Here is a 21117-nt window from a genome sequence, read left to right as displayed (position 1 = left end):
GGCGCGCCGTCTGCGACTTCAGGCCAATGCGTCGACCAGCTCGTGCAGGTCGGTGACGTGCTGCTCCCACCAGCGCGGCTCGGCCGCGAACGGGAAGGCGGCGGGGAAGGCCGGGTCGGCCCAGCGCTGGGCGATCCAGCCGGCGTGGTGCACCTGGCGCATCGCGCGCAGGGCGGGAATCAGCGCGAGTTCGGCGTAGTCGAAGTCGCGCATCGAGGTGTAGCCCTCGAGCAGGGCATCCATGGCCGCGGCGTCGTGCGCGAGCATCCACAGGTCCTGGACCGCGGGGCCCGTGCGCGCGTCGTCCAGATCGACGAAGTGCGGCCCGGCGTCCGTCCACAGCAGGTTGCCCGGATGACAGTCGCCGTGCAGGCGCAATTGGCGCGCCGGGCCGACCGCGTCCAGACGCGCGGTCACCGCGTCGTCGAGGCGGCATACGGCGGCGCGGTAGGCCTCGGCGAGGTGGGACGGCAGCAGCGGGGAGGCCAGCACCGCCTGCGCCGGGCGCGCGATCAGCGTGGCGCGGTCGACGCGTTCGCGATGCCGGAACGGCGCGCGCGAGCCGACCGCGTGCAGGCGGGCGATCAGGCGTCCCAGCCACTCCAGTTGCTCGGTCGACTCGAGCGTCGGCGCACGGCCGCCGCGGCGCGGGTAGAGCGCGTAGCGGTAACCGGCGTGTTCGAGCAGGGTGCGTCCGTCGAACGCGAGGGGCGCGACCATCGGCAATTCATCCGCCGCCAGTTCGCAGGCGAAGGCGTGTTCCTCGGCGATCGCGTCATCGCTCCAGCGGCCGGGCCGGTAGAACTTGGCGATCACCGGCGCGGCCTCCTCGATGCCGACCTGCCACACACGGTTCTCGTAGCTGTTGAGCGCGAGCAGGCGGCCGTCCGGCCACAGGCCGCAGGCGCCGACGGCGTCGAGGACGAGGTCGGGGGTGAGGTTGGCGTAGGGCGCGCCGATATTCATCTCCCTCTCCCCGGAGGAGAGGGAGCCGAGCCTGGCTCCAATCCGTCGCTCACCGCACCACCGCCCGCCGCGGCACCACCGCCATGGTCAACCGCGAGATGCACACCAGCGCCCCTTCCTCGTTCTCGATGCGAATCTCCCATACCTGCGTGGAGCGCCCCAGGTGCAACGCCCTGGCGGTACCCGTGACGACACCGGAGCGCACGCCCCGCACGTGGTTGGCGTTGATGTCCAACCCCACCGCCACCTCAAGCTCCGGGTCGAGCGTGAGCAGCGCTCCGGTGCTGCCCAGGGTCTCGGCCAAGGCCACCGAGGCGCCGCCGTGCAACAGGCCGAACGGCTGGTGCGTGCGCGTGTCCACCGGCATGGTGCCGGCGAGCCAGTCATCACCGACCGCGGTGAAGCGGATGCCGAGCACCTGCATCAACGTGTTGTCGCTCCACGCGTTGATGCGCTCGAGATCGGGTGCCTGCTTCCATATCGCCATGGCCGGACCGCCTGAAGGGAAAGCGTGCATTGTCCGTCCACGGCCCGCGCGGCGACAATGCGCAGGTGTTCACCATCACCCTCCAGCATTCCGGCCGCACCTTCACCACGGCGCCGGGCGAGACCGTGCTCGAAGCGGCGCAGCGCGCTGGCATCGCGCTGCCCTATTCGTGCCGCGCCGGCGTCTGCGGCAGCTGCAAGGCCACGCTGCTGGCCGGCCAGTGCGGCTACCCGCGCAACCCGCCGGTCGCGTTGAGCGGCAGCGCGATGGCGCGCCACGCGATCCTGCTGTGCCAGGCGGTGCCCGCGAGCGACCTGACGATCGCGGCACGCGAGGTCACGTCGGTGGAAGACGTCGCACGCCGCCGCCTTGCCGTGGAGGTGATCGGCAAGCAGCCGCTGGCGCCGGACGTCACTGGCCTGGTGCTCCAGCCCGCGTCGGGAGAAGCGCCGCTCAACTGGCTGCCGGGCCAGTACCTGGACGTGCTGCTGGAGGAGGGCAGGCGCCGACCGTTCTCGATCGCCAGCGGGCCGAAGGAGGACGCCAGCATCGAGCTGCACGTGCGCCACGTGGCCGGCGGCGGTTTCACCTCGTGGGTCCACGAAGGGCTTGCGATCGGCGCGCGGCTGCACATCGAGGGGCCGCTGGGCACGTTCGTGCCGCGCGAGGATTCGGAGCGGCCGATGGTGTTCATGGCCGGAGGCACCGGCTTCGCGCCGGTCAAGGCGATCGTCGAGCACTTCCTGGCGCTGGGCACGCGCCGGCCGATGGCGCTGTACTGGGGCGCGCGCAGCGCGGGCGACCTGTATCTGCGCGAACTGGCCGAGCGCTGGGCGCGCGAGACGCCCAATCTCGCGTTCCACGCGGTGTTGTCCGATCCCGAGCAGGCCGCCGCCGCGGGCCTGCGTCCGGGCCTGGTGCACGAGGCGGTGCTGGAGGACCAGCCGGACCTGTCCGGCCACGAGGTCTACATGAGCGGGCCGCCGGCGATGATCGACGCCGGCCGGCAGATGTTCACCGAGGCAGGCCTGCCGGACGAGCGGCTCTACTTCGATTCGTTCGAATACGCGCCGGACGTGCTGGCGCAGATCCTCGCCGGCCGCGCCGGCATCGGCGGGTGACCGTCCTGCCGGATCGCCTCAGCGATTGCCCTTGGCGACCGGCAATTGCGCCTGCTGCCAGGCCAGCACACCGCCGCCGAGCGTGTACACCCTGGTGAAACCGGCCTTGACCAGGCGCTGCGCGGCCTTGTCCGAGCCGCGGCCGTCCTTGTCCATCACCACCACCGGCATGTCCTTGGCCTTGGCCAGGTCCTTGTGCTCGGGGTCGAACTGGCTGGGCAACACGTGGCGCGCACCGGGCACGTGCATCTTCTCGAAGTCGGCGCGCGCGGACAGGTCCACCAGCAGCGGGCTTTCGCGATTGATCAGCAGGGTGAGCCCACCAGGGGTGAGCTCCTTGTACTTGCGCAGCAGGCGGCCGAATTCCATCGCCACCAGCGCGAGCAGGATGACCACGAACAACGCCGACAGCGCGAGATGGTTGCCCACGAAGGTGGGGAGCTTGTGCAGGAAGTCGTTCATGGCGGGCCTGGCCGGATGCGCAAACCGGCGATTATCCGGGAGGGGGGCGACGGGCGCAAAGGTGGCGCGCTCTGAAGCCCTCTCCCCGCCGGAAGGAGGGTTTGGGTGAGGGGACGGGCTCGCGGGGAAGGTTGTTACGGCGCCGGGCCCGCAGGCGGTTCTGTCGCAAGAGTCACCCCTGACCCCAGCCCTCCCCCGCAGGGAGAGGGCGCAGACCTCATTCCCGCGTGATATCAGGCAACCCGCTCATCAACCACCAGCGCTTCGTCTGCGGGTCATAGCGCCAGCTCTGCCGGTCGATCACCGTCCGCTCGGACTGCGTGTTCAGGTTGACCAGGCTGATCTGCACCACCTGCCGCACCCGGTTTTCGCCATCCGGCACCGGACCCGCGCCCTCGTCGTAGCCGGTCACGCGCACCTGCTGGAAGCGCGCCAGGTCCAGCGAGGTCAGCGGATTGGCTTCGCGCACTTTCGGATCGACGAACTGCTGCGCGCTCTGGAAGTCGGCCCAGCGCAGCGTGTTCGCATAGCCGTTGAGCGTGGTGATCAGCGCCTGGTTGCGCTGGTCGGTAGCACAGCCGGCACACAGCATCGCGACGAGTGCGATCAGCGGAAACAGGTAGCGACGCATGGATGATTCCCTCCGGAAACAGGCCCTCATTGTGCCCCAGCCCGTCGCTTGGCGACGAAGCGCGCCTGCAGCGTGGCGGCCGGGCGCTCGCCGCTGCCGGGCACCTCGCAGTGCACGTCGATGCGCGCCTTGCCGCGCTCGGCCAACGTGGCGAAGAAAGTCTCGAAATCGGTACCCTCGGCCAGCCGCGCCTCGGCGCGGAAATCCGTCCACACCGGTTCCAGGTAGCGCACGTGCGAGTCCCCCACGAACACGTCGCAGTCTTCGCCGCGCCGCTGCAACTCGAGCTCCACCAGTGCCCAGCCGGCCAGCGTCATCACGCTGGCGAGGCTGCCGCCGAAGGCACAGCCCTTGTCGTTGACGTTCGGCGCCAGCGGTGCGGCCAGCGCAAGGCCATCGCGATCGTAATGGTGCAGGCGCAGGTCCATGGCGCGGGCGAGCGGGATCCTGTCGCGGATGAAGCGGAGCAGGTCGTCGGCGAGCAGTCGGGAGTCGGCAATCACGGCGCGGAACTTGGGTGGGGAAAAGCGCCAAGTGTAGCGAGCGGCTTACACTGCCGACCTGTTCCGGCTGCACGGAGTGCGCGGTGCCCCACGCTTCGACCACCGGCGAACTCGACGGACGGGTGATCGTCATCACCCGCCCGGCCGGCACCGCCTCGGCCTTCGCGCGCCAGGTGCGCGCCCGCGGCGGCGTGGCGTTGTTGCTGCCGGGCCTGGCATTGCGCGCAGGCGACGAGGATGCGCGCACGCCGTTGCGTGAAGCCCTGCGCGCAGACGACCTGCTGCTGTTCACCAGTCCCGCGGCGGTGCGCTTTGCCGCCGCGCTGATGCCGCTGCGCACGCGCGCCACGGTGCTGGCAGTCGGGCAGGGCACCGCCGCCGCGTTGCGCCGCCACGGCCTCGCCGTGCAGGCGCCCGCGCGGCAGCAGGACAGCGAAGGCCTGCTCGACCTGCCCGCGTTGCACGACGTGCGAGGACGCGGGGTGGCGCTGGTCGGCGCCCCCGGCGGCCGCGGCCTGTTGCAGCAACGCCTCATCGAAGGCGGCGCGCGCCTGCGCGAGGTATGGGTCTACCGTCGCACGGCGGCACGGCTGGACCGCCGTCATGTCGATGCCGTGCGGCAACTGCGTCCCGACGCCCGCGTGCTCCTCTCCAGCGCGCAGGCGCTGGCCAACCTGCATGACAGCCTGCCGCCGGAAGCATGGACGCACTTGTGCAGCGCCGTCGCCGTGGCCAGCAGCGAGCGCCTGGAAGCCGCCGCCCGCGCCGCCGGCTTCCGCCACGTGCGCCGCGCCGCGTCCGCCCTTTCCGCCGACCTCATCGCCGCCGCCCGTTGACCCCGTAGTTCCTTCCGGCGCGACCGCGATGCATGCGCTAGCGGCTTCCCTTGCAGGAGGATGCCGCAGGCTTCACACCCACCATGCGAACCCCGCCATGCGGGCTGCTAGCATGGCGCGCATGAGCCAAGACGACCTCGCTTCCGATCGTCCCGACGCGCCGGTTCCGGCCGCCGCCCCGGTCCCGCGTCCCGCGTCCGCCCCAGCCCCGCGCCGCGGCGGCACGCTCGCCCTCGCGCTGCTGATCGCCCTGCTCGCGCTGGGCCTGGCCGGCTACGTGGCCTGGCGCCAGTGGCAGCAGATGCAGGGCAGCGCGAGCGACAACCTCGACGAGCGCGTGGGCCATCTCGAAGACACGCTCACGACGCTTGGCGACGAGCGCTCCTCGCTGCGCCAGCGCCTGGGCGACGCCGAGCAGGTCAACCGCAGCCTGCGCGAGGAACTGCTGGGCCAGTCCGAGCGCGTGCGCAACCTCGAGGATGCGGTCGCCAAGCTGTCGGAGAAGAGCCTTTCCGGCCACGACGCAATGCTGCTCGATGAAACCGAGACGCTGCTGCGCATGGGCCAGCAACGCTACGTGCTGTTCCATGACGCGCAGGGCGCGGCCGCTGCCTACGGGCTGGCCGACCAGGCGTTGGCCGCGGTGAACGACGGCGCCTTCTCCGGCGTGCGCCAGAGCCTTGCCGCCGAGCGCGAGGCGCTGGAGCAGAGCGTGCCGCGCACCCAAGCGATCGATGTCCTGCAGCAATTGCGCGGTGCGATCCAGACGCTTCCGCTCAAGCGCGAGGACGCTATCGCGGAAACGGCCAACCCCGGCGCGTGGGCACGCATCCGCCATGCACTCGGCAGCGTGGTCAACGTGCAGCGCGACGACGGCGCACCGCGTGCGGTGGCCGATGCCCGCTTCGCCCGTGAACTGGCCGCGCTCGACCTCGCCCAGGCGCAGGCTGCGCTGCTCGCCGCCGACGTCGATGCCGCGCACGCGGCCATCGCCCGTGCGCAGGCCAGCGTGGCGGCGCGGTTCGATACCGCCGATCCGGCCGTCGCGCACGTCCAGGCCCAACTGGCAAGTCTCGCCGGGAGCATCAAGCCTGCCGCGCCGGTGCAACTGGGCGCCGCACTGGCCGAACTGCGCAACCTGCGCGCCGTGCATGCCTTGAAGGCGGTCGACGCCACGCCGGCACGCGCGTCCAGCACGGGGCACCGGCCGTGAAGCTGTGGCGCTGGCTGTTGCTGCTGATCGTGGTCGCGGCGCTCGCCGCGTTCGGCTGGCACTGGGTCGCCGAGGATCCCGGCTACGTGCTCGTACGCCTGCGCGGCTGGCGTGTGGAAACCACCGTGGTGGCCGCGCTGGTCATCGTGCTGTTGGCCTGGGCCATTCTTGCCGGGCTGTGGCGGCTGGCGCGCTGGCCGTTCGGCGCGATGTCACGGCGGCATCGCCGGGTGAGCCGACAGCGGCTGGGCAGCGGCCTGGTCGCGCTGATGGAAGGTCGCCACGGCGAGGCCGAACGCGACCTGGAGCGAGCCGCGCGACTGGACGCGCTGCGCGGTCCGGCCCTGCTCGCCTCCGCCGAAGCCGCCTCGCGCCGCGGCGAGGCCGCGCGCGCACTGGAAGCCCTCAATCGCGCCGGCCAGGCCGCGCCGCAGGCGGCGCGCGTGGTGCGCGCTCGCGTACTGCGCCGCGACGGCAAGCCGGCCGAAGCCCTCGCCCTGCTCAATCCCGAGGCCGACAGTGGCAGCCTCACCCCCGGTGGCTGGCACGAACTCGCCCTCGCCGCGCTCGCCGCCGGCGAACCGCGCCGCGCGCTGGCTGCGCTGGAACCGTTGCAGAAAAGCGGCGCGCTCGGCACGCCGCGCTATACCGCGCTGGAAACGCAGGTGCTGGTTGCCGCCATCCTCGCCACGCCCGACGGCCAGGCGCTCAATGCGCTGTGGTCGCAACTGCCCAAGGGCCAGCGCCGCGCGCCCGCGGTGATCGACGCCTACGCCCGCCGCGCCGCCGCCTTCGGGCTGGCGCTGCCGGCGATGGACGAGCTGGAGTCCGCCTTGCGCCGCGAGTGGTCGCCGCAGCTGGCCGAAACCTGGGGCACGCTCGACGGCGACGACCTGGACGCGCGACTGCGCCGCGCCGAAAGCTGGCTCGATGCCCATCCCAACGACCCCGGCCTGCTGCTCGCGCTCGGCCGCATGTGCGTGCGCCAGCAACTATGGGGCACGGCGCGCACCTATCTGGAACGCTCGCTCGCCATCGCACCCAGCCCCGGCGCCTGGGAATCGATGGGCGACGCCTGCATCGGCCAGGGCGATGTCCCGCTCGCCCAGCGCTGCTACCGCAACGCGCTGGCCCTCATCCGCGGCGAGGCCACCCTCGACCTGCCGCGCGACAGCCGTCTGTCGCACCCGGACACGCGCTCGCTGGCGGTCGAGGAGCGCGACGAGCACGGCGTGCCGCGGCTGCGGAACTGACCTGCGCCGGATCGGCGAGCTGCGTGGCCGCCGCGTTGCGAGCCGGTCGAGACAAGCAATCGTGTATGAGCCTCGTCCGGAAGGTTCGAGTGAGGTCCCCGCTCGCGAGGAAACACGATCGGCACGTCCACCGGGACTGAAAATCCCGTGATGGCCCGTCGCCCGACCAGCCCTTCAATCGACCGACATGGCCCAGGTGATGAAGCCCGCGTTGAGCGTGGTAAGCGTCAGCGCGACCAGGAACAGCGTGTCGGAAACGCGTTCCAGCGTGTGGTTGCGTTGCACGTTGCGGGTGCGCAACGCCCAGTAGGAAAGCAGGCACGTGATCAGGTACAGCATGGCATTGAGCGCGAGCAGGTCGTCGCCGACGAGGTCGGTTCGACGGATCGTGATGACCACGCGCAGGATGCCGATGACCATGATGCAGACGCCGACCATGGCGGCGGAGGCGCTGAAGATGTGCACGCAGATGTCCTGGTCCAGTGCCCTGCGGCGCGGTGTCTTGTTCATGGGTCCGGTCCGACCTGTGGTAGCCGGACTCTAGACCTCGCGCGGCCTGGCGGGTTCGCGATCAACCGAACGCGGCGTCACCGGGCGCGGATCGACCGCCAGGCGTGTTGCGCACGATCGTGACGGCCAGGTCCCGGTCGATCTGCAGGTGCTGCTCGGCCATGGACGACACGCTGGCGCGATGGGAAACCACCACCAGGATCGAGCGCGGCAATTGCCGCTTGAGCGTGGCCAGGACGGCCAGTTCCGACGCGGCATCGAGCGCACCGGTAGCCTCGTCCAGCACGGCCAGCAGCGGCTGGCGCAGGATCACCTGGGCGAGCATCAGCCGCTGCAGTTCGCCGCCGGAGAGACGGCTGGAGCTGCCGTAGAGCGGCGCGTCCAGACCCTCGCGCGATGCCGCCAGCCAGCGGCCGAGGCCGACGTCCTCCAGCACGGCGAGCATGGTGCCGTCGCTCGCCGCCGGCGCCGCCCAGGCCAGGCAGTCGCGCACCGTGTGCTGCCAGGGGCGCACGCTCTGGCTGACGTAGGCGCCATTGCGCACCAGCGCGCGGTAGCCGTCGAAGTCGATCGCGTGGTCGCCGATCGAGGCGCTGAAGTCCGCCGGAAGGGTCATGCCGGCGAGCACGTCGACCAGGCTGCTCTTGCCGATACCCGAGTCGCCCGAGACCAGCGTCAGTTCGCCAGGCGCCAATACCAGGTGGCGCACGCACAGCGCCTCCAGCGGTGCACGCAACCGCAGCTGGTCGATCGCCAGCACGTCGCCGACCGCCAGCGCACGCGCCGGCACGGCGGGCAACGCGTCATGGCGGTGCCGCATGTGGCGCTGCCACAGTTCCAGCGCCGGCGAGGCCGAACGCAATTGCTGGCAACTTTGCCGGGTCGACACCAGGTACGGCAGCAGGCGCCCGAGCAGCAGGCTCACCGCGATCAGCGACGCACTGTCGATGCCATGCCAGCGATGGGCGAGCACGAACATGCCGGCGATGCCCGCGGCGGCGGCCAGTTCCAGCATCAGGCGACCGGCGGCGACCAGCTCCATCTGGCGCCGGTAGCCCAGGCCCAGTCGCGCGGAGATCGCACCGTAGCCGGCCTTCTCCGCGCTCTGCCGCTCGAATGAGCGCACGTAGCGCAGGCGCCTTGGAAAATCCTCGCTGAGCCAGAACAGCCGCGTCATGTCGGCCACGTACTGCCGGCTTACCGCCGACTGTTCGCGGCCGTAGGCGCGCGCGGCGAACAGCCCGAGCGCGACCAGCACCGGCGTGATCAACAGCAGCGCCGGCGATACCCAGAACACGAACGCCAGGCTCACCGCGGTGGTGAGGCCGATCACCGCCAATTGCAGCAGCGCGCTGAACCCCTGCACGAGGATCTCGATGTTGTAGGTCAGCACGTTGGCGATCTCGGCCGAACTCGCGTCGGCCAACTCGCCCAACGGCGCATCGACCAGGCGCGCGTGCACCATCCGTCGCAGGTTCATGCCGCAGCGGCTGACCAGGTCGGCGCCCAGCCGCGCCACCTGCCAGCGCATCAGCGCGAAGCTGCCGGTGGCCACCGCAAAGGCGAGCGCCTGCATTGGCACGCTGCCGTAGGCCGCGAAGGTGGACGACGAACCCGGCTGTACCAGCGGCACCAGGCAGATCGCCGCGATGCTGCCGGCCAGCGCCGCGCCGAGCGACAGCGCCACATAGGTTGCGATCTGCAGCGCATCCCGGCGGCCGAGCGTGAGCGCGAAGGCGCGCCAGAAACGCGAGGCCGGCAGCGCCCGGAGCAGCGTCGTCGTGGCGCGCTGGTACCAGGGCGCCAGGCCGTCGCGGCGGTCCAGGGTCGCGTCTTTGCCGGGGATCGTGCTCATCTTTCCTGAGTGCAGGCGGCTTCGGGAAAAGTTGGCCCGCTCGATCGCGCTTCGCGCCGCGAAATGGGGTGTGCGTCGGCATCAAGCAGCCGCCGCAGGACCTCGACCGAGGCCCGCGGATCGCCTCCGCGCCGTAACCGGTACACGCCTCGACCCGCCAGCGCCTGCGCGAACGCCTGCCAGCCCGGCTGGCCCGCCGCGTAGGGCTGGTTGGCCGCCAGCCACGTCGCGGCGGTGTCGGTGTCCACGGGCGACAGCAACTCGCCGTCGGCCCGCTCCCCGGTCACCATCACCGCGCCGACCAGTTCGAGCGGTCTGCCCGCGAGCCGGCCCGCGCCCTGGCGAAGATCGGCCTCGATCTTCTCCACGCCGCTGCGCCGCCGGATCCGTGGCGAGCGCTGCAGCCAATCGCGCGTGGCGCCATCGGGCAGCAACCCGAGCGCATCCGGCCGCAGATGCAGGAAATTGGGCACGCCGGTCGCGAGCAGGGTGTGCGGCTGCACGAACACTGCGTCCTCGGCGAGGAAGTCCAGCCCGTGCAGCAGGCTGTGCAGAGCCAGCGTGGACTTGCCCGCGCCGCTGTGGCCCAGCAACAGCACGCCGCGCCCGCCATGTCCCACGCACGCGCCATGCAGTGGCACCAGGCCCATGCCGCGCGTGGCCAGGGTGAACACGGCGAACTCGATGAGCTCGTACCGCAGGTGATAGGGCCGCCTGAGCATCGCCTGCGAAGCGACCACCAGCGCGCGACGACCACGTGGGTCGAGCACGGCGTAGTTGTGCTCGTCCACCACGCCGCATAGCAGCCCCGCGCCCGCCTGGTGCCGTACCGGGGGCGGCTCGCGGCGGTACCTGGTGCGGGCGGGCCGCAGGCGCAGCTCGACGTGGAAGTCCTCCGCGCGCGGCAGCTCGTACGCGGGAAGCCCGCCATAGGCGACCTCGACCAGCTGTAGCAACGCCTCGTTGTCGCTGGCGAAGTGGAAGCGCCCACCCAACACTTTCCGCTGCAGCCCGAAGCCGCAGGCGGTGTGCTCGCCGAACGGATCGGCGACGGTGGCGGGGGAGGAGGGCAGGGTCATGCCTGCGTGAGTGCGCCTGCGGGAAGCCGAGGTTTTGCTCGCCGCGGATTGGCTCCCTCTCCCCGACGGGGAGAAAGCTTCAGATTGCGCGCGCCTGCCATTTCGTCAGGTGCCCAACGCCACGCACGTCCTCTTCTTGACCCGGAGACGCCTTCCAGGCAACGCAACCTCGATCCCCCCGCCCGGCACTTACCCGCATGCACGCCGACGGCCGCCCCGCGCGGCCTCCTTCGCCAACGGCCGGGCCGACACCCATGCTCAAGATCCAGGTCAGCCACTCCTACTACCTGCAGTACGACCGCAAGCAGTGGGAGCGCGGCAAGCCCTATCCCCCGCTGGCGACGATCCAGGTCGCCGCGTTCCTGCGCCAGCACGGGCACGAGGTCACGCTGTTCGACACCATGCTGGCCGACGGCGTGGAGGCCTACGCCGCATCCCTGCATGCTGCCGCGCCCACGCTGGTGGTGCTGTACGAGGACAACTTCAACTTCCTCACCAAGATGTGCCTCAGCCGCATGCGCGAGGCGGCCTGCCGGATGATCGGCGAGGCACATGCCAGCGGCGCGCGCGTGATCGTGGCCGGCTCCGATGCCTCCGACCAGCCCGATGCCTTCCTCGCCGCCGGCGCCGACGTGGTGCTGCTGGGCGAGGGCGTCGGCGCCCTGTCGGCGCTGGTCGAACGGTTCGACCGCGATCGCGCCATCGACAACCAAGACTGGACCGCCGGCCTCGCCGGCGTCGCCTTCCGCACGGACGGCCAGACGCAACTGCAGCGCATCGGCATCCAGCCACCGGACGCGCGGCTGGTCGGCCACCCGGCGTGGGACCTGATCGACATCGAGCGCTACCGCGCGTTCTGGACCGGCCGGCACGGCTACTTCAGCCTCAACATGGCCGCCTCGCGCGGCTGCCCGTTCCGCTGCAACTGGTGCGCCAAGCCGATCTGGGGCAACCACTACCGCCAGCGCGGCGCACTGGACGTCGCCGCCGAAATGGCGCACCTCAAGCACACGTTCGCGCCCGACCACATCTGGATGGCCGACGACATCTTCGGCTTCTACGTGGACTGGGTGCAGACCTTCGCCGAGCACCTGCACGCGAGCGCCGGCTCGGTGCCGTTCACCATCCAGGCGCGCGCCGACCTGTGCAGCGAGGCGATGGTCGACGCGCTTGCCCGGGCCGGCTGCGTCGAGGTCTGGATCGGCGCCGAAAGCGGCAGCCAGCGTGTGCTCGACGCCATGAGCAAGGGCACCCACGTGGCCGATTTGATCGGCGCCCGCGAGCGGCTCGGCCGCCACGGCATCCGCGTCGGCTTCTTCGTCCAGCTGGGCTATCTCGGCGAGGAACTGGAAGACTTGCTGGCCACGCGGGAACTGATCGCACGCGCCGCACCGGACGACATCGGCGTCAGCGTCTCCTATCCATTGCCCGGCACCAAGTTCTACGAGAAGGTCAAGGCCCAGCTCGGCCGCAAGACGCACTGGGAGGAAAGCAACGACCTGGCGATGATGTTCCGCGGCGCCTACGATTCGGACTTCTACCGGCACGTGCGCGACCTGCTGCACGCGCAAGTGGAGCTGCAGCAGTCGGCGTCACAGCAGTCCACCGAGCACCACGCGCTGGCCCGCGCCGCGCTCGATGCGCGCTGGAACGCGCTGATCGCCAGCGAGCAGGCGCACCGCACCGAACAGGCCTGCCCGGCGGCCACGGCGACGCTCAGCCATGCCTGACCACCTGCCGCCGCTACGCACCATCCGCGCCGGCCTGCGCCGCGCCACCGAAGCGCTTGCCGCCGAACTGGCGTTGCCCGGCGGCGGCACGCCCGACTGGACGCCGCTGGAATGGCGCCTGGCCATGGCCGCGGCCGCCGCGCACGGCGTCTCGCCGCTGCTTGACCGCCGCCCCAGCTGGCAGCACGCGCCGTGGAAGCGCTTTCTCGCCGACCAGCACGAACACGTGGAGCTGCGCCACCGGCGCATCGTCGATCTGCTGCACCGGCTGGACGCCGCCGCCCGCGCCGCCGGCGTGCCGCTGGTGCCGCTGAAGGGCGCGGCGCTTCACGCGCTGGGCCTGTACGCGGCGGGCGAACGGCCGATGGCCGACATCGACCTGCTCGTGCATCCGGGCGACGCGCAACGCGCGGCCGGCCTGCTCCAGGAACTCGGCTACGAGAGCTCCTTCACCCAGTGGAAGCACCAGGTGTTCAAGCCGGTTGCAGAGACGCCGGTGAACGCGTTGGGCGAGCACCGCGACACCCCGGTGAACATCGAGCTGCACACGCACATCCACGAGCGCCTGCCGCTGGCCACCGTCGACCTCACCGCCACGGTGTATCCGCACGAGGCGCAACCCGGCCTCAACGCCTACCCCTCGCAGGCGGCGCTGATGGGCCACCTGCTGCTGCACGCGGCCGGCAACCTCTGCGGCCGCAGCCTGCGCCTGCTGCACCTCAACGACATCTCGCTGCTGGCCACGCGCATGACCCCGCGCGACTGGGACGTGCTGTGGCAGGCGCACGAGCCGCCGTGGTGGGCGCTGCCGCCGCTGCGCCTGGTGGCGCGCTATTACCGCCACGCCGTGCCCGGCACCGTGCTCGAACGGCTCGAACGCGACTGCCCGCCGCTGCTGCGCGCGGTCTCCAGCCGCTGGACACTGAGCGCGGTGTCCTGCTCGGACCTGTGGCTGCACGGCCTGGCCGGCATGGAATGGTGCCGCTCGCCCGGCGAGGTCGCGCGCTACCTGCACAACCGGCTCAGGCCGACCGACGAGGCCCGGCGCGAGCGGGCGGACATGGTCCGCACGCAGCTGTGGCTGCAGGGGCAGAGCTGGGTCGTTTCGTCGCAACGCCGGCGCATCCTTGCCTGGCTGACCCGCCCGGTGCCGCGGATGGATACGTTGTACGTGGTGAGGGCGGCGCTGGAGTCGCGTCTGGCCGAAAACTGAAGACCTCCCTCCTGTGAAGGAGAGGGTTTGGGTGAGGGGTCGGCGCTTGCGGGGAGTAACCAGAGCGACCGCCCCTTCAGGTGGCCTTTCGCAAGAGTGGCCCCTCACCCCAGCCCTTTCCGCGGAGAGGGGGCAACTACCCGGCAGATCGCCCGATCCGTTCCACCCATCGTCCGCAGGCGTACCATCCCCCCGTTGAGGCCTGCCCCAGCGGGGTGCTTCGGATGTCCGAATCGCGACCCATGCCGCTCGACCAGTCGGCCGAGGCGTTGTTCGTCACGGTCTACGCGCGCCTCAAGGCCATGGCCGCCAAACAGCTGGCCAGTCGTCGCAACGCCACGCTGGACACCACCGAGCTGGTGCACGAGCTGTACCTGCGCATGGGCCAGCGCGAAGGCCTGCAGTTCGACCATCCGGCGCAGTTCTTCAGCTACGCCGCGCGCGCCATGCGGCACCTGCTGATCAACCGCGCCCGCGACCGCCTGCGCCTGTGCGCCGGCGGGCAGTGGCAGCGCGTGACGCTGGACGACCAGTCGCTGAAACTCGCGCTCGACACCGCCGAACAGGCACTCGCGCTGGACGCCGCGCTGGACGAACTCGAACTGGCCGACGCGCGCGCCGCGCAGGTGGTCGAACTGCGCTTCTTCGCCGGCCTCAGCCTGGAACAGGTGGGCGAAACGCTGGGCCTGTGCCGGCGCACCATCGACCGCGACTGGCGCTTCGCGCGCGCCTTCATCAAGGCACGCATGGACTAGCGCGCAAGCACGAGTACCGGGTCCTGCCGCAGTCCGCGCATCACCCGGGGAACATGGTCGCAAACCGCACCCATCCGGGGTTTATGGAAGAGGCAGGGCGAGGAGAGGCGTCATGGCATCCATACCGTCGTTGCGCGAGCTGTTCGAGGCGGCCCTCCCGCTGCCGGCGCCCGCGCGCGCACGCCTGCTCACCGAGCGCTGCCCCGACCTGGACCTGCGCGCGCAGATCGAACGCATGCTCGCCGCCGACGCCACCGAAGGCGAGCTGCTCGCCACCGGCGACGCCGCCCGCGCCGCGCAGGCGATCGGCGAAGCCAGCGTCAGCGATGCGCTTCCCGCCGGCAGCACGATCGGGCCGTTCGAACTGGTCGAGGTGCTCGGCGAAGGCGGCTCCTCCACCGTGTTCCGTGCCTTCCGCGACAGCGAGGGCGTGCGCCAGGAAGTGGCGGTCAAGCTGCTCGCGCGCGGGCTCTACACCACGGAGGCGCAGCGCCAGTTCCGCCGCGAGCGCGAGGCGCTGGCGCGCCTGCGCCATCCGGGTATCGCGCGGCTGATCGAGGGCGGCGTGACGGAGAGCGGCCAGGCCTACATCGCGCTGGAACTGGTCGACGGCCAGCCGATCACCGACTACGCGCGCGAGCGCGGGCTCGCGCTGCGCCAGCGGCTGGTGCTGTTCCTGATGGTCTGCCGCGCGGTCGAGACCGCCCACCGCGCGCTGATCGTGCATCGCGACCTCAAGCCTTCCAACGTGCTGGTCACCCCCGAGGGCGACGTGAAGCTGCTGGACTTCGGCATCGCCAGGCTGCTCGACGAGGACATCGACAGCGCCACGCGCACCCAGCACCGCGCGCTCACCCCGGCCTACGCCGCGCCGGAACAGTTCGCCCAGCAGCCGATCACCACCGCCACCGACGTCTATGCGCTGGGCATCCTGCTGGAGGAACTGATCAGCGGCCACCGGCGCGCCACCGGCGATGCCACCACGCCACCCTCGCACACCACCACGCCGACCCTCGCCACCGCCTACGGCCTGGCGCCGTCAGCGGGCGCGGTCGCGCCCATCCGGCGCAAGCTGCGCGGCGACCTCGACAACATCGTGCTGAAGGCCGCCTGCCCGGAGCCGGAGCGGCGCTACGCCTCCGCTGGCGCGCTGGCCGAAGACATCGAGCGACACCTCGACAGCGAGCCGGTGCAGGCGCACCCGCCTTCGCGCTGGTACCGTGCGGGCAAGTTCGCGGCGCGGCATCGCGGTGGCGTGGTGATCACCGCGACGTTCGTGCTCGCCATCCTGGTGTCGTTGTCGCTGGCCCTGTGGCAGGCGCAGGTCGCGCGACGCCAGGCCGAGCGCGCCAACATGGTGCGGGCGTTCGTCGAAAGCCTGTTCGCGCCGATCCGCTACGGCGTCGCCGCCTCCCGGCAACCCAGCCTGGACGAACTGGTGGCGCATGGCGTGGCGAAACTGGACAACTCGCCCCAGATGGACGACGGCGGCCGCGTGGATCTGCTCGCGATGTTCTCGCGCCTGTACGAGAACCTGGGCAACGCGGCGCAATCGCGCCAGCTCGCGAACCGGGCCGTCGCGCTGTCCGAGCGGATGCTGGCGCCGTCCGACATCGAGGCCATCCATGCGCTCACCGCACGCGGTTACGCCGAGGTGCGCATGGAAGACTTCGCGGCCGGCGGGGCCGACCTGCGGCTGGCCCACCAGCGCATGCTCGCCCAGGGCATCCACGGCGAGGCGCTGATCGACCTGCTCGGCCCGCTGGGCGCGGTCGAAAACAGCGAAGGGCACGGCGAGACCTCGCTGGCCCTCGCCCGCGAAGCACTGGCCGAACGGATCGCCACGTGGGGACCGGACGACGCGCGCGTCGGCATCGGCTACAACGACGTCGCCTCCGCGCTGGAAGGGCTGGAGCGCTACGACGAGGCGATGGCGATGTGGCGCAAGACCTGGCAGTTCGAGCTGGCGCATTTCGGCCCGTCCAGCAACGAAACCACCCTGGCGCTGGCGGGCCTGGCCTCGTCCGCGTATCGCGCCGGCCACTGGACGCAGGCGCACGCGTTGTTCGACCAGGCGTTGGCGATGTATGCGCGCAACGGCGTCAAGCCGCAGCTCACCCAGGTCTATGCCGCGCAGAAAGCCTGCGTGCTGGAAGGGCTGCGGGGAGATCGCACCAGCGCGCAGTCGCGCTGCCGGCAGGCACAGGCATGGTCGGCCGGCGGTTTCGGTGCGCAGAGCGCGTTGCACGGCGATTCGCTGGAAGCCACCGCCTTCGGCACCGTGGAAGCGGGCGATCTCGCCGGCGCGCGCAAACTCTTCGACGAAGCGCGCCGCCTGTACGGCAACGACCCGGCCAACCGCATGCGGATCGGCCGCGTGGACAGCGAACTGGCGGGCATCGATCTGCTCGAGGGCCAACCTGCGCGGGCGCGCGAACGGTTGCCCGCGGCCATCGCAGGCCTGCGCACGCGCAAGTACCGGGTGCCGCCGCTGATCGCCGAGGCGCGCCTGTTGCTGGCCTGCCACCAATCGCCCGGCCCGCAGTGCACGGACACGCTGCAGGCGACGGTCGACCGCGACCTCGCCGCGGTCGCCTCCCGCCCCGATCCGCAGCTGCTGTGGGTGCAGACTCTGCGGGCGCAGGTGGAGCTCGCGAGGGGCGAGCCGGACAAGGCGAAAGCGCGGTTGGCGGCGGCGATCCCGCGCGCCAGCCATGAACTGCCGCCGGCCCATCCGCGCCGGCTTGCCGCGCAGCTGTGGCTCGCCGTCGCCGCGGCGCGCGGCGGCGACTGCAAGGATGCCGCGTTGCAGGCGCGTGGGGCGCAGGCGCTCATCGAAGCCAATGGCCTGGCCGCGCATCCCGAGCTGGCCGAGGGCGAGGCGCTGCTGCGCCGCCCGATCGGTTCCTGCAACGCGCTGTCGAACTGACCCTTGCGGCGCGTCGCGGCCGATCGCCGCGCCGAGCCCCATGTCGCACTTCGCCCACGACCAGTGTTCCCCGTCGTGCCACGACCTTGCCGGTCGAAGCCGAAGTCCGAAGGACGCACCGCTGCCATGGGGAACCCCGCATGTCCGATCACCGCACTTTCCGCGCCGCCGCCGTCCGGCGACTGGCCACCACGCTCGCCGCGTTCCTGCTCGGCACCGGCGCCACCCACGCCCAGCAGGTCGACGCCTCCCGCGGCAATCCGCTGGTGACATCCGATGCTTCCGGCTCGGTGCAGACCACCACGCCCACCGGCCGCATCGACCACGACAACGCGTTCTTCCAGGGCTTCGGCAGCAACGGCCGCAGCTGCGATTCCTGCCACCGCCAGGCGCAAGGCTGGTCGATCACGCCGCAGGAACTGCGCCAGCGCTTCGCACGCACCAGCGGCATGGATCCGATCTTCGCGCTGGTCGACGGTGCGGTATCGCCGCTGGCCGACGTCTCATCGGTGGAAGCGCGCCGCAGCGCCTACGCCATGCTGCTCAACCGCGGGCTGATCCGCGTTGGCAGGCCGATCCCGGACAACGCCCAGTTCCGCCTCAGCGCGGTGGACGATCCCTACGGTTACGCCAGCGCGCACGAGCTGTCGCTGTTCCGCCGCCCGCTGCCCTCGACCAATCTGATCTGGCTGACGGCCGTGATGTGGGACGCGCGCGAAACCTTCACCCCGTTCAACCCGCCGATGGACGCGGGCATCGACGTGCAGGACCTGCGCAGCAGCCTGGCCCAGCAGGCACGCAACGCCATCCTCGGCCACGAGCAGGCAGCGCGCGCGCCCACCGACGCGATCATCGACAGCATCGTCGAGTTCGAACTGCACCTGGTCACCGCGCAGGTGGACGACAACGCCGCCGGCCGCCTCAACGAATCCGATGCGCTGGGCGGCCCCGCCATCCTCGCGCTGCAGCGCTTCTGGATCGGCATCAACGACACGCTCGGCAACGACCCGACTGGCGATGCGTTCGACGAGAACGCCATGCGCTTGTTCGACAGCTGGGACGATCCCGGGCAGTTCAACCGCGACCGCCGCGGCCGCGCCCGCGCCGCCATCGCCCGTGGCGAGAAGCTGTTCAACTCGATGCGCATCAACATCAGCGGCGTGGCCGGATTGAACGACGTCACCGGCAAGTCCGTCATCCGCGGCAGCTGCAGCAGTTGCCACAACGCGCCGAACATCGGCAACCACTCGGTCGCGCTGCCGGTGAACATCGGCGTCGCCGACGCCAGCCGGCGCACGCCCGACCTGCCGCTGTACACGCTCACCAACCTGGCCACCGGCAAGAGCGTGCAGACCACCGACCCGGGCCTGGCCATGATCACCGGCAAATGGGCCGACATCGGCAAGTTCAAGGGCCCGATCCTGCGCGGCCTGGCCGCACGCGCGCCGTACTTCCACAACGGCTCGGCCGCCACCCTCGGCGACGTCGTCGACTTCTACGACACCCGCTTCAAGATCCACATGAGCGCGCAGCAGAAGCGCGATCTCGTGGCGTTCCTGTCGGCGCTTTGAGCCGCCGGCATCGTTGCTCCAGCCAATGAGGTTCCACCCCATGTCCCGCCTGCTCGCCCTGCTCTACGGCGCTTTCGCCTACACGGTGTTCCTGCTCAGCTTCCTCTACGCCATCGGCTTCGTCAGCGGCTTGGGCGTGCCGCGCACCATCGACGACGGCCTCACCGGTCCGCCGGCCGTGGCGCTCGTGATCGACCTGCTCCTGCTTGGCCTGTTCGCCGTGCAGCACAGCGGCATGGCCCGCCCGGCGTTCAAGCGGTGGTGGACCCGCTACGTCCCGGCGCCGATCGAGCGCAGCACCTACGTGCTTGCCAGCAGCCTGGTGCTGGTCCTCTTGTTCTGGCAGTGGCGCACGCTGCCGTTCGTGATCTGGCAGATGGACAACGAGCCGGCCCGCTGGGTGCTCTACGCCCTGGCCGCGATCGGCTGGCTGCTGGTGCTCTCGAGCACGTTCGTCATCAACCACTTCGACCTGTTCGGCCTGCGCCAGGTCTGGCACTTCGCGCGCCGCCGGCATCCGGACCGCGACACGCCCTTCGTCACCCGCGCGTTCTACCGCATCGTGCGCCACCCTTTGATGCTGGGTTTCCTGATCGCGTTCTGGTCCACGCCGGACATGAGCGCCGGCCGCCTGCTGTTCGCCCTGATGACCACCGGCTACATCCTGGTGGCGGTGAAGTTCCTCGAAGAGCGCGACCTGATCGCCCAGTACGGCGACACCTACCGTAGCTACCAGCGCGACGTACCCATGCTGGTTCCGTGGCGGTTCGCGCGCTGGCACGCCAGCGCATCACCCAGCTGTCCGCTTGGGCATGTCACAGGCGGATCGGAGCGCGCGCCCCACTGATCCGTAGGGTTAAAGCTCACTGCCTCTCACGGCGAGGCCGATACCGGCCTCGCCATCACAATATCCCGCTGCGGATCGCTCCCCACCGCAAACACATGCTCGCCCACCTCGGCGAAGCCGAACTTCCGGTAGAACGCGATCGCCCGCGGATTGCGCTCCCACACGCCCAGCCAGACCACCTCCGAACTGCGCGCCCGCATCGCCTCCAGGCACGCGTGCATCAGCGCCTGCGCGACGCCCTTGCCGTGCCATTCGCGGGCGACATACAGCCGCTGGATCTCGCCCGCCGCCGCGCCCGCCACGCACGCCGGCGCATCGGCCCAGCGAAGCTGCGCGAACCCGGTCAGTAGTCCGGCCTCCTCGCCCAGCAACGTCAGCATGTCCGGCCTGGCGATCTCGGCCGCCTGGATGGCCTCGCTATAGCTCGCCCGGCAATGGAGGTCCATGTCCTGGGCCGTATTGACGGCGCCGAACGTGTCCCGGAAGGTGGCTTCCGCGAGATCCGCGAGCTGACGGGCGTCGTCGGGACGGGCTGTGCGTATCTGGATCACGGTCATCGGCAAGTGCGCTCGAAGCGACATTTCCGCAGGACGCTCTGGCGACCCCGCACTATCGATCCCGCATGTGGGCGTGACGTCCTTCCGGTTGGCCGTGACAGTGGGCCATCCCGCTCATGTGGGACAAGGCAACGGCCTTCCCGTATCCCCAGATGCCCACCGCGACAAGCGGCGTAAACGCCAGGAGGTGCAGGTAGCCGATCCATCGCGCGCTCGTGCCGCGTCGGATGCGGACAGGCCGGAGGACCTTCGCGCCGCGCGGCGGGTACTGGCCATCGCGCAGGATCGCCAAGCCATGGCGACCAGGCTCGATAGCCAGGACGATGGCGAACAGCATCGGCAGCCCGACGAACAGGCCGAACCACAACACGATGGCACCGTTGATGCCGAAGACGGTACGGCACGGTGCCGTGTCCGCGAATCCGGCGATTCCCGGGAGCGCCCATAGCTTCCACACGCCAAGCGCGAGCGCGCCCACGACGATGCCGATCAGGGCGAAGCGGATACGCTCGCCACGACTGTAGGTTTCCGCGAATTCGGGTGAATTCATGAGAGCCAGTGCCTGGGTAAGTTGGCGCAGGAAAGCCGAAATCCGCCTC

Annotated in this window: 20 protein-coding genes; 10 read left to right on the top strand and 10 right to left on the bottom strand. The window is 70.8% G+C overall.

The window, feature by feature from the left end; all coding sequences use genetic code 11:
• Positions 1-18: 18 nt before the first annotated feature.
• Positions 19-966, bottom strand: a complete 948-nt coding sequence (locus LQ772_RS14960) for a serine/threonine protein kinase (protein WP_231321883.1) — start codon at positions 964-966, stop codon at positions 19-21.
• A gap of 49 nt (positions 967-1015) precedes the next feature.
• Positions 1016-1453, bottom strand: a complete 438-nt coding sequence (locus tag LQ772_RS14955) for a hotdog fold thioesterase (protein ID WP_231321881.1) — start codon at positions 1451-1453, stop codon at positions 1016-1018.
• 29 nt (positions 1454-1482) lie between these two features.
• Between LQ772_RS14955 and LQ772_RS14950 the strand changes: the two genes are divergently transcribed.
• Positions 1483-2574, top strand: coding sequence for a 2Fe-2S iron-sulfur cluster-binding protein (locus LQ772_RS14950; protein ID WP_425600803.1), 1092 nt, complete (start codon positions 1483-1485; stop codon positions 2572-2574).
• Between the two features lie 18 nt (positions 2575-2592).
• On the opposite strand, the gene LQ772_RS14945 is transcribed toward LQ772_RS14950, so the two are convergent.
• The 3 genes from LQ772_RS14945 to LQ772_RS14935 form a co-directional block, all read right to left on the bottom strand.
• Positions 2593-3036: a rhodanese-like domain-containing protein gene (locus LQ772_RS14945; RefSeq protein ID WP_231321879.1), complete on the bottom strand. Its 444-nt coding sequence runs from the start codon at positions 3034-3036 to the stop codon at positions 2593-2595.
• Between the two features lie 217 nt (positions 3037-3253).
• On the bottom strand, positions 3254-3667 hold the full coding sequence (locus LQ772_RS14940; RefSeq protein WP_231321877.1) for a hypothetical protein: 414 nt from the start codon (positions 3665-3667) through the stop codon (positions 3254-3256).
• Positions 3668-3693: 26 nt separating this feature from the next.
• Entirely contained in the window at positions 3694-4170 is a 477-nt protein-coding gene (locus tag LQ772_RS14935; protein WP_231321875.1) for a YiiD C-terminal domain-containing protein, read from the bottom strand.
• An 83-nt stretch (positions 4171-4253) separates the two neighbouring features.
• Here LQ772_RS14935 and LQ772_RS14930 point away from each other — a divergent pair, with 83 nt between their 5' ends.
• From LQ772_RS14930 to LQ772_RS14920, 3 genes are all read left to right on the top strand, one after another.
• Positions 4254-5006 carry a uroporphyrinogen-III synthase gene (locus tag LQ772_RS14930; protein WP_231321873.1) on the top strand — a complete coding sequence of 251 codons (753 nt, stop codon included), beginning with the start codon at positions 4254-4256 and terminating at the stop codon, positions 5004-5006.
• 121 nt (positions 5007-5127) lie between these two features.
• The gene (locus LQ772_RS14925) at positions 5128-6219 is read left to right on the top strand and encodes a uroporphyrinogen-III C-methyltransferase (protein ID WP_231321871.1); all 1092 of its coding nucleotides are present in this window, start codon (positions 5128-5130) and stop codon (positions 6217-6219) included.
• Positions 6216-7472 carry a heme biosynthesis HemY N-terminal domain-containing protein gene (locus tag LQ772_RS14920; protein WP_231321868.1) on the top strand — a complete coding sequence of 419 codons (1257 nt, stop codon included), beginning with the start codon at positions 6216-6218 and terminating at the stop codon, positions 7470-7472. The genes LQ772_RS14925 and LQ772_RS14920 overlap by 4 nt, the downstream gene beginning before the upstream one ends.
• Before the next feature lie 174 nt (positions 7473-7646).
• Here the strand turns inward: LQ772_RS14920 and LQ772_RS14915 are convergent, their stop codons facing one another.
• The 3 genes from LQ772_RS14915 to LQ772_RS14905 all read right to left on the bottom strand — a co-directional run bounded on the left by LQ772_RS14915 (position 7647) and on the right by LQ772_RS14905 (position 10916).
• Positions 7647-7982 (bottom strand): hypothetical protein, encoded by a 336-nt coding sequence (locus tag LQ772_RS14915; RefSeq protein WP_231321866.1) that lies wholly within the window; start codon positions 7980-7982, stop codon positions 7647-7649.
• Positions 7983-8043: 61 nt separating this feature from the next.
• A complete protein-coding gene (locus LQ772_RS14910; protein ID WP_231321864.1) occupies positions 8044-9837 on the bottom strand; it encodes an ATP-binding cassette domain-containing protein in 1794 nt (597 codons plus the stop codon).
• Positions 9834-10916 carry a phosphoenolpyruvate carboxykinase (ATP) gene (locus tag LQ772_RS14905; protein WP_231321862.1) on the bottom strand — a complete coding sequence of 361 codons (1083 nt, stop codon included), beginning with the start codon at positions 10914-10916 and terminating at the stop codon, positions 9834-9836. Before LQ772_RS14905 ends, LQ772_RS14910 begins: the two co-directional genes overlap by 4 nt.
• A gap of 254 nt (positions 10917-11170) precedes the next feature.
• On the opposite strand from LQ772_RS14905, the gene LQ772_RS14900 reads away from it, so the two are divergent.
• The 6 genes from LQ772_RS14900 (at position 11171) to mddA (ending at position 19961) form a co-directional block, all read left to right on the top strand.
• On the top strand, positions 11171-12646 hold the full coding sequence (locus tag LQ772_RS14900) for a B12-binding domain-containing radical SAM protein (protein ID WP_231321861.1): 1476 nt from the start codon (positions 11171-11173) through the stop codon (positions 12644-12646).
• Positions 12639-13859 carry a nucleotidyltransferase family protein gene (locus LQ772_RS14895; protein WP_231321860.1) on the top strand — a complete coding sequence of 407 codons (1221 nt, stop codon included), beginning with the start codon at positions 12639-12641 and terminating at the stop codon, positions 13857-13859. The genes LQ772_RS14900 and LQ772_RS14895 overlap by 8 nt, the downstream gene beginning before the upstream one ends.
• Before the next feature lie 224 nt (positions 13860-14083).
• Entirely contained in the window at positions 14084-14614 is a 531-nt protein-coding gene (locus LQ772_RS14890; protein WP_231321859.1) for an ECF-type sigma factor, read from the top strand.
• Between the two features lie 112 nt (positions 14615-14726).
• On the top strand, positions 14727-17543 hold the full coding sequence (locus LQ772_RS14885; protein ID WP_231321858.1) for a serine/threonine-protein kinase: 2817 nt from the start codon (positions 14727-14729) through the stop codon (positions 17541-17543).
• Positions 17544-17683: 140 nt separating this feature from the next.
• Positions 17684-19114, top strand: a complete 1431-nt coding sequence (locus LQ772_RS14880) for a hypothetical protein (protein ID WP_231321857.1) — start codon at positions 17684-17686, stop codon at positions 19112-19114.
• 40 nt (positions 19115-19154) lie between these two features.
• On the top strand, positions 19155-19961 hold the full coding sequence (mddA, locus tag LQ772_RS14875) for a methanethiol S-methyltransferase (RefSeq protein ID WP_231321856.1): 807 nt from the start codon (positions 19155-19157) through the stop codon (positions 19959-19961).
• Between the two features lie 26 nt (positions 19962-19987).
• On the opposite strand, the gene LQ772_RS14870 is transcribed toward mddA, so the two are convergent.
• Both LQ772_RS14870 and LQ772_RS14865 read right to left on the bottom strand, forming a co-directional pair.
• The gene (locus LQ772_RS14870; protein WP_231321855.1) at positions 19988-20518 is read right to left on the bottom strand and encodes a GNAT family N-acetyltransferase; all 531 of its coding nucleotides are present in this window, start codon (positions 20516-20518) and stop codon (positions 19988-19990) included.
• 52 nt (positions 20519-20570) lie between these two features.
• Complete coding sequence (locus tag LQ772_RS14865; RefSeq protein WP_231321853.1) at positions 20571-21068, bottom strand: DUF4407 domain-containing protein; 498 nt, start codon at positions 21066-21068, stop codon at positions 20571-20573.
• Between the last annotated feature and the right edge of the window lie 49 nt (positions 21069-21117).

Source organism: Frateuria edaphi (assembly GCF_021117405.1).
Taxonomy (GTDB): Bacteria; Pseudomonadota; Gammaproteobacteria; order Xanthomonadales; family Rhodanobacteraceae; genus Frateuria_A; species Frateuria_A edaphi.
Note: the sequence above shows the minus strand (reverse complement) of the source record. Positions and strands in the feature narration are given on the sequence as shown.

Bases quoted from the DNA above. Each gene is read 5' to 3' on its own strand.
- LQ772_RS14905 (WP_231321862.1), bottom strand. From the start codon at position 10,916: ATGACCCTGCCCTCCTCCCCCGCCACCGTCGCCGATCCGTTCGGCGAG.
- LQ772_RS14940 (WP_231321877.1), bottom strand. From the start codon at position 3,667: ATGCGTCGCTACCTGTTTCCGCTGATCGCACTCGTCGCGATGCTGTGT.
- LQ772_RS14895 (WP_231321860.1), top strand. From the start codon at position 12,639: ATGCCTGACCACCTGCCGCCGCTACGCACCATCCGCGCCGGCCTGCGC.
- mddA (WP_231321856.1), top strand. From the start codon at position 19,155: ATGTCCCGCCTGCTCGCCCTGCTCTACGGCGCTTTCGCCTACACGGTG.
- LQ772_RS14880 (WP_231321857.1), top strand. From the start codon at position 17,684: ATGTCCGATCACCGCACTTTCCGCGCCGCCGCCGTCCGGCGACTGGCC.
- LQ772_RS14890 (WP_231321859.1), top strand. From the start codon at position 14,084: ATGTCCGAATCGCGACCCATGCCGCTCGACCAGTCGGCCGAGGCGTTG.
- LQ772_RS14915 (WP_231321866.1), bottom strand. From the start codon at position 7,982: ATGAACAAGACACCGCGCCGCAGGGCACTGGACCAGGACATCTGCGTG.
- LQ772_RS14945 (WP_231321879.1), bottom strand. From the start codon at position 3,036: ATGAACGACTTCCTGCACAAGCTCCCCACCTTCGTGGGCAACCATCTC.
- LQ772_RS14870 (WP_231321855.1), bottom strand. From the start codon at position 20,518: ATGACCGTGATCCAGATACGCACAGCCCGTCCCGACGACGCCCGTCAG.
- LQ772_RS14885 (WP_231321858.1), top strand. From the start codon at position 14,727: ATGGCATCCATACCGTCGTTGCGCGAGCTGTTCGAGGCGGCCCTCCCG.
- LQ772_RS14955 (WP_231321881.1), bottom strand. From the start codon at position 1,453: ATGGCGATATGGAAGCAGGCACCCGATCTCGAGCGCATCAACGCGTGG.
- LQ772_RS14865 (WP_231321853.1), bottom strand. From the start codon at position 21,068: ATGAATTCACCCGAATTCGCGGAAACCTACAGTCGTGGCGAGCGTATC.
- LQ772_RS14910 (WP_231321864.1), bottom strand. From the start codon at position 9,837: ATGAGCACGATCCCCGGCAAAGACGCGACCCTGGACCGCCGCGACGGC.
- LQ772_RS14900 (WP_231321861.1), top strand. From the start codon at position 11,171: ATGCTCAAGATCCAGGTCAGCCACTCCTACTACCTGCAGTACGACCGC.
- LQ772_RS14925 (WP_231321871.1), top strand. From the start codon at position 5,128: ATGAGCCAAGACGACCTCGCTTCCGATCGTCCCGACGCGCCGGTTCCG.
- LQ772_RS14960 (WP_231321883.1), bottom strand. From the start codon at position 966: ATGAATATCGGCGCGCCCTACGCCAACCTCACCCCCGACCTCGTCCTC.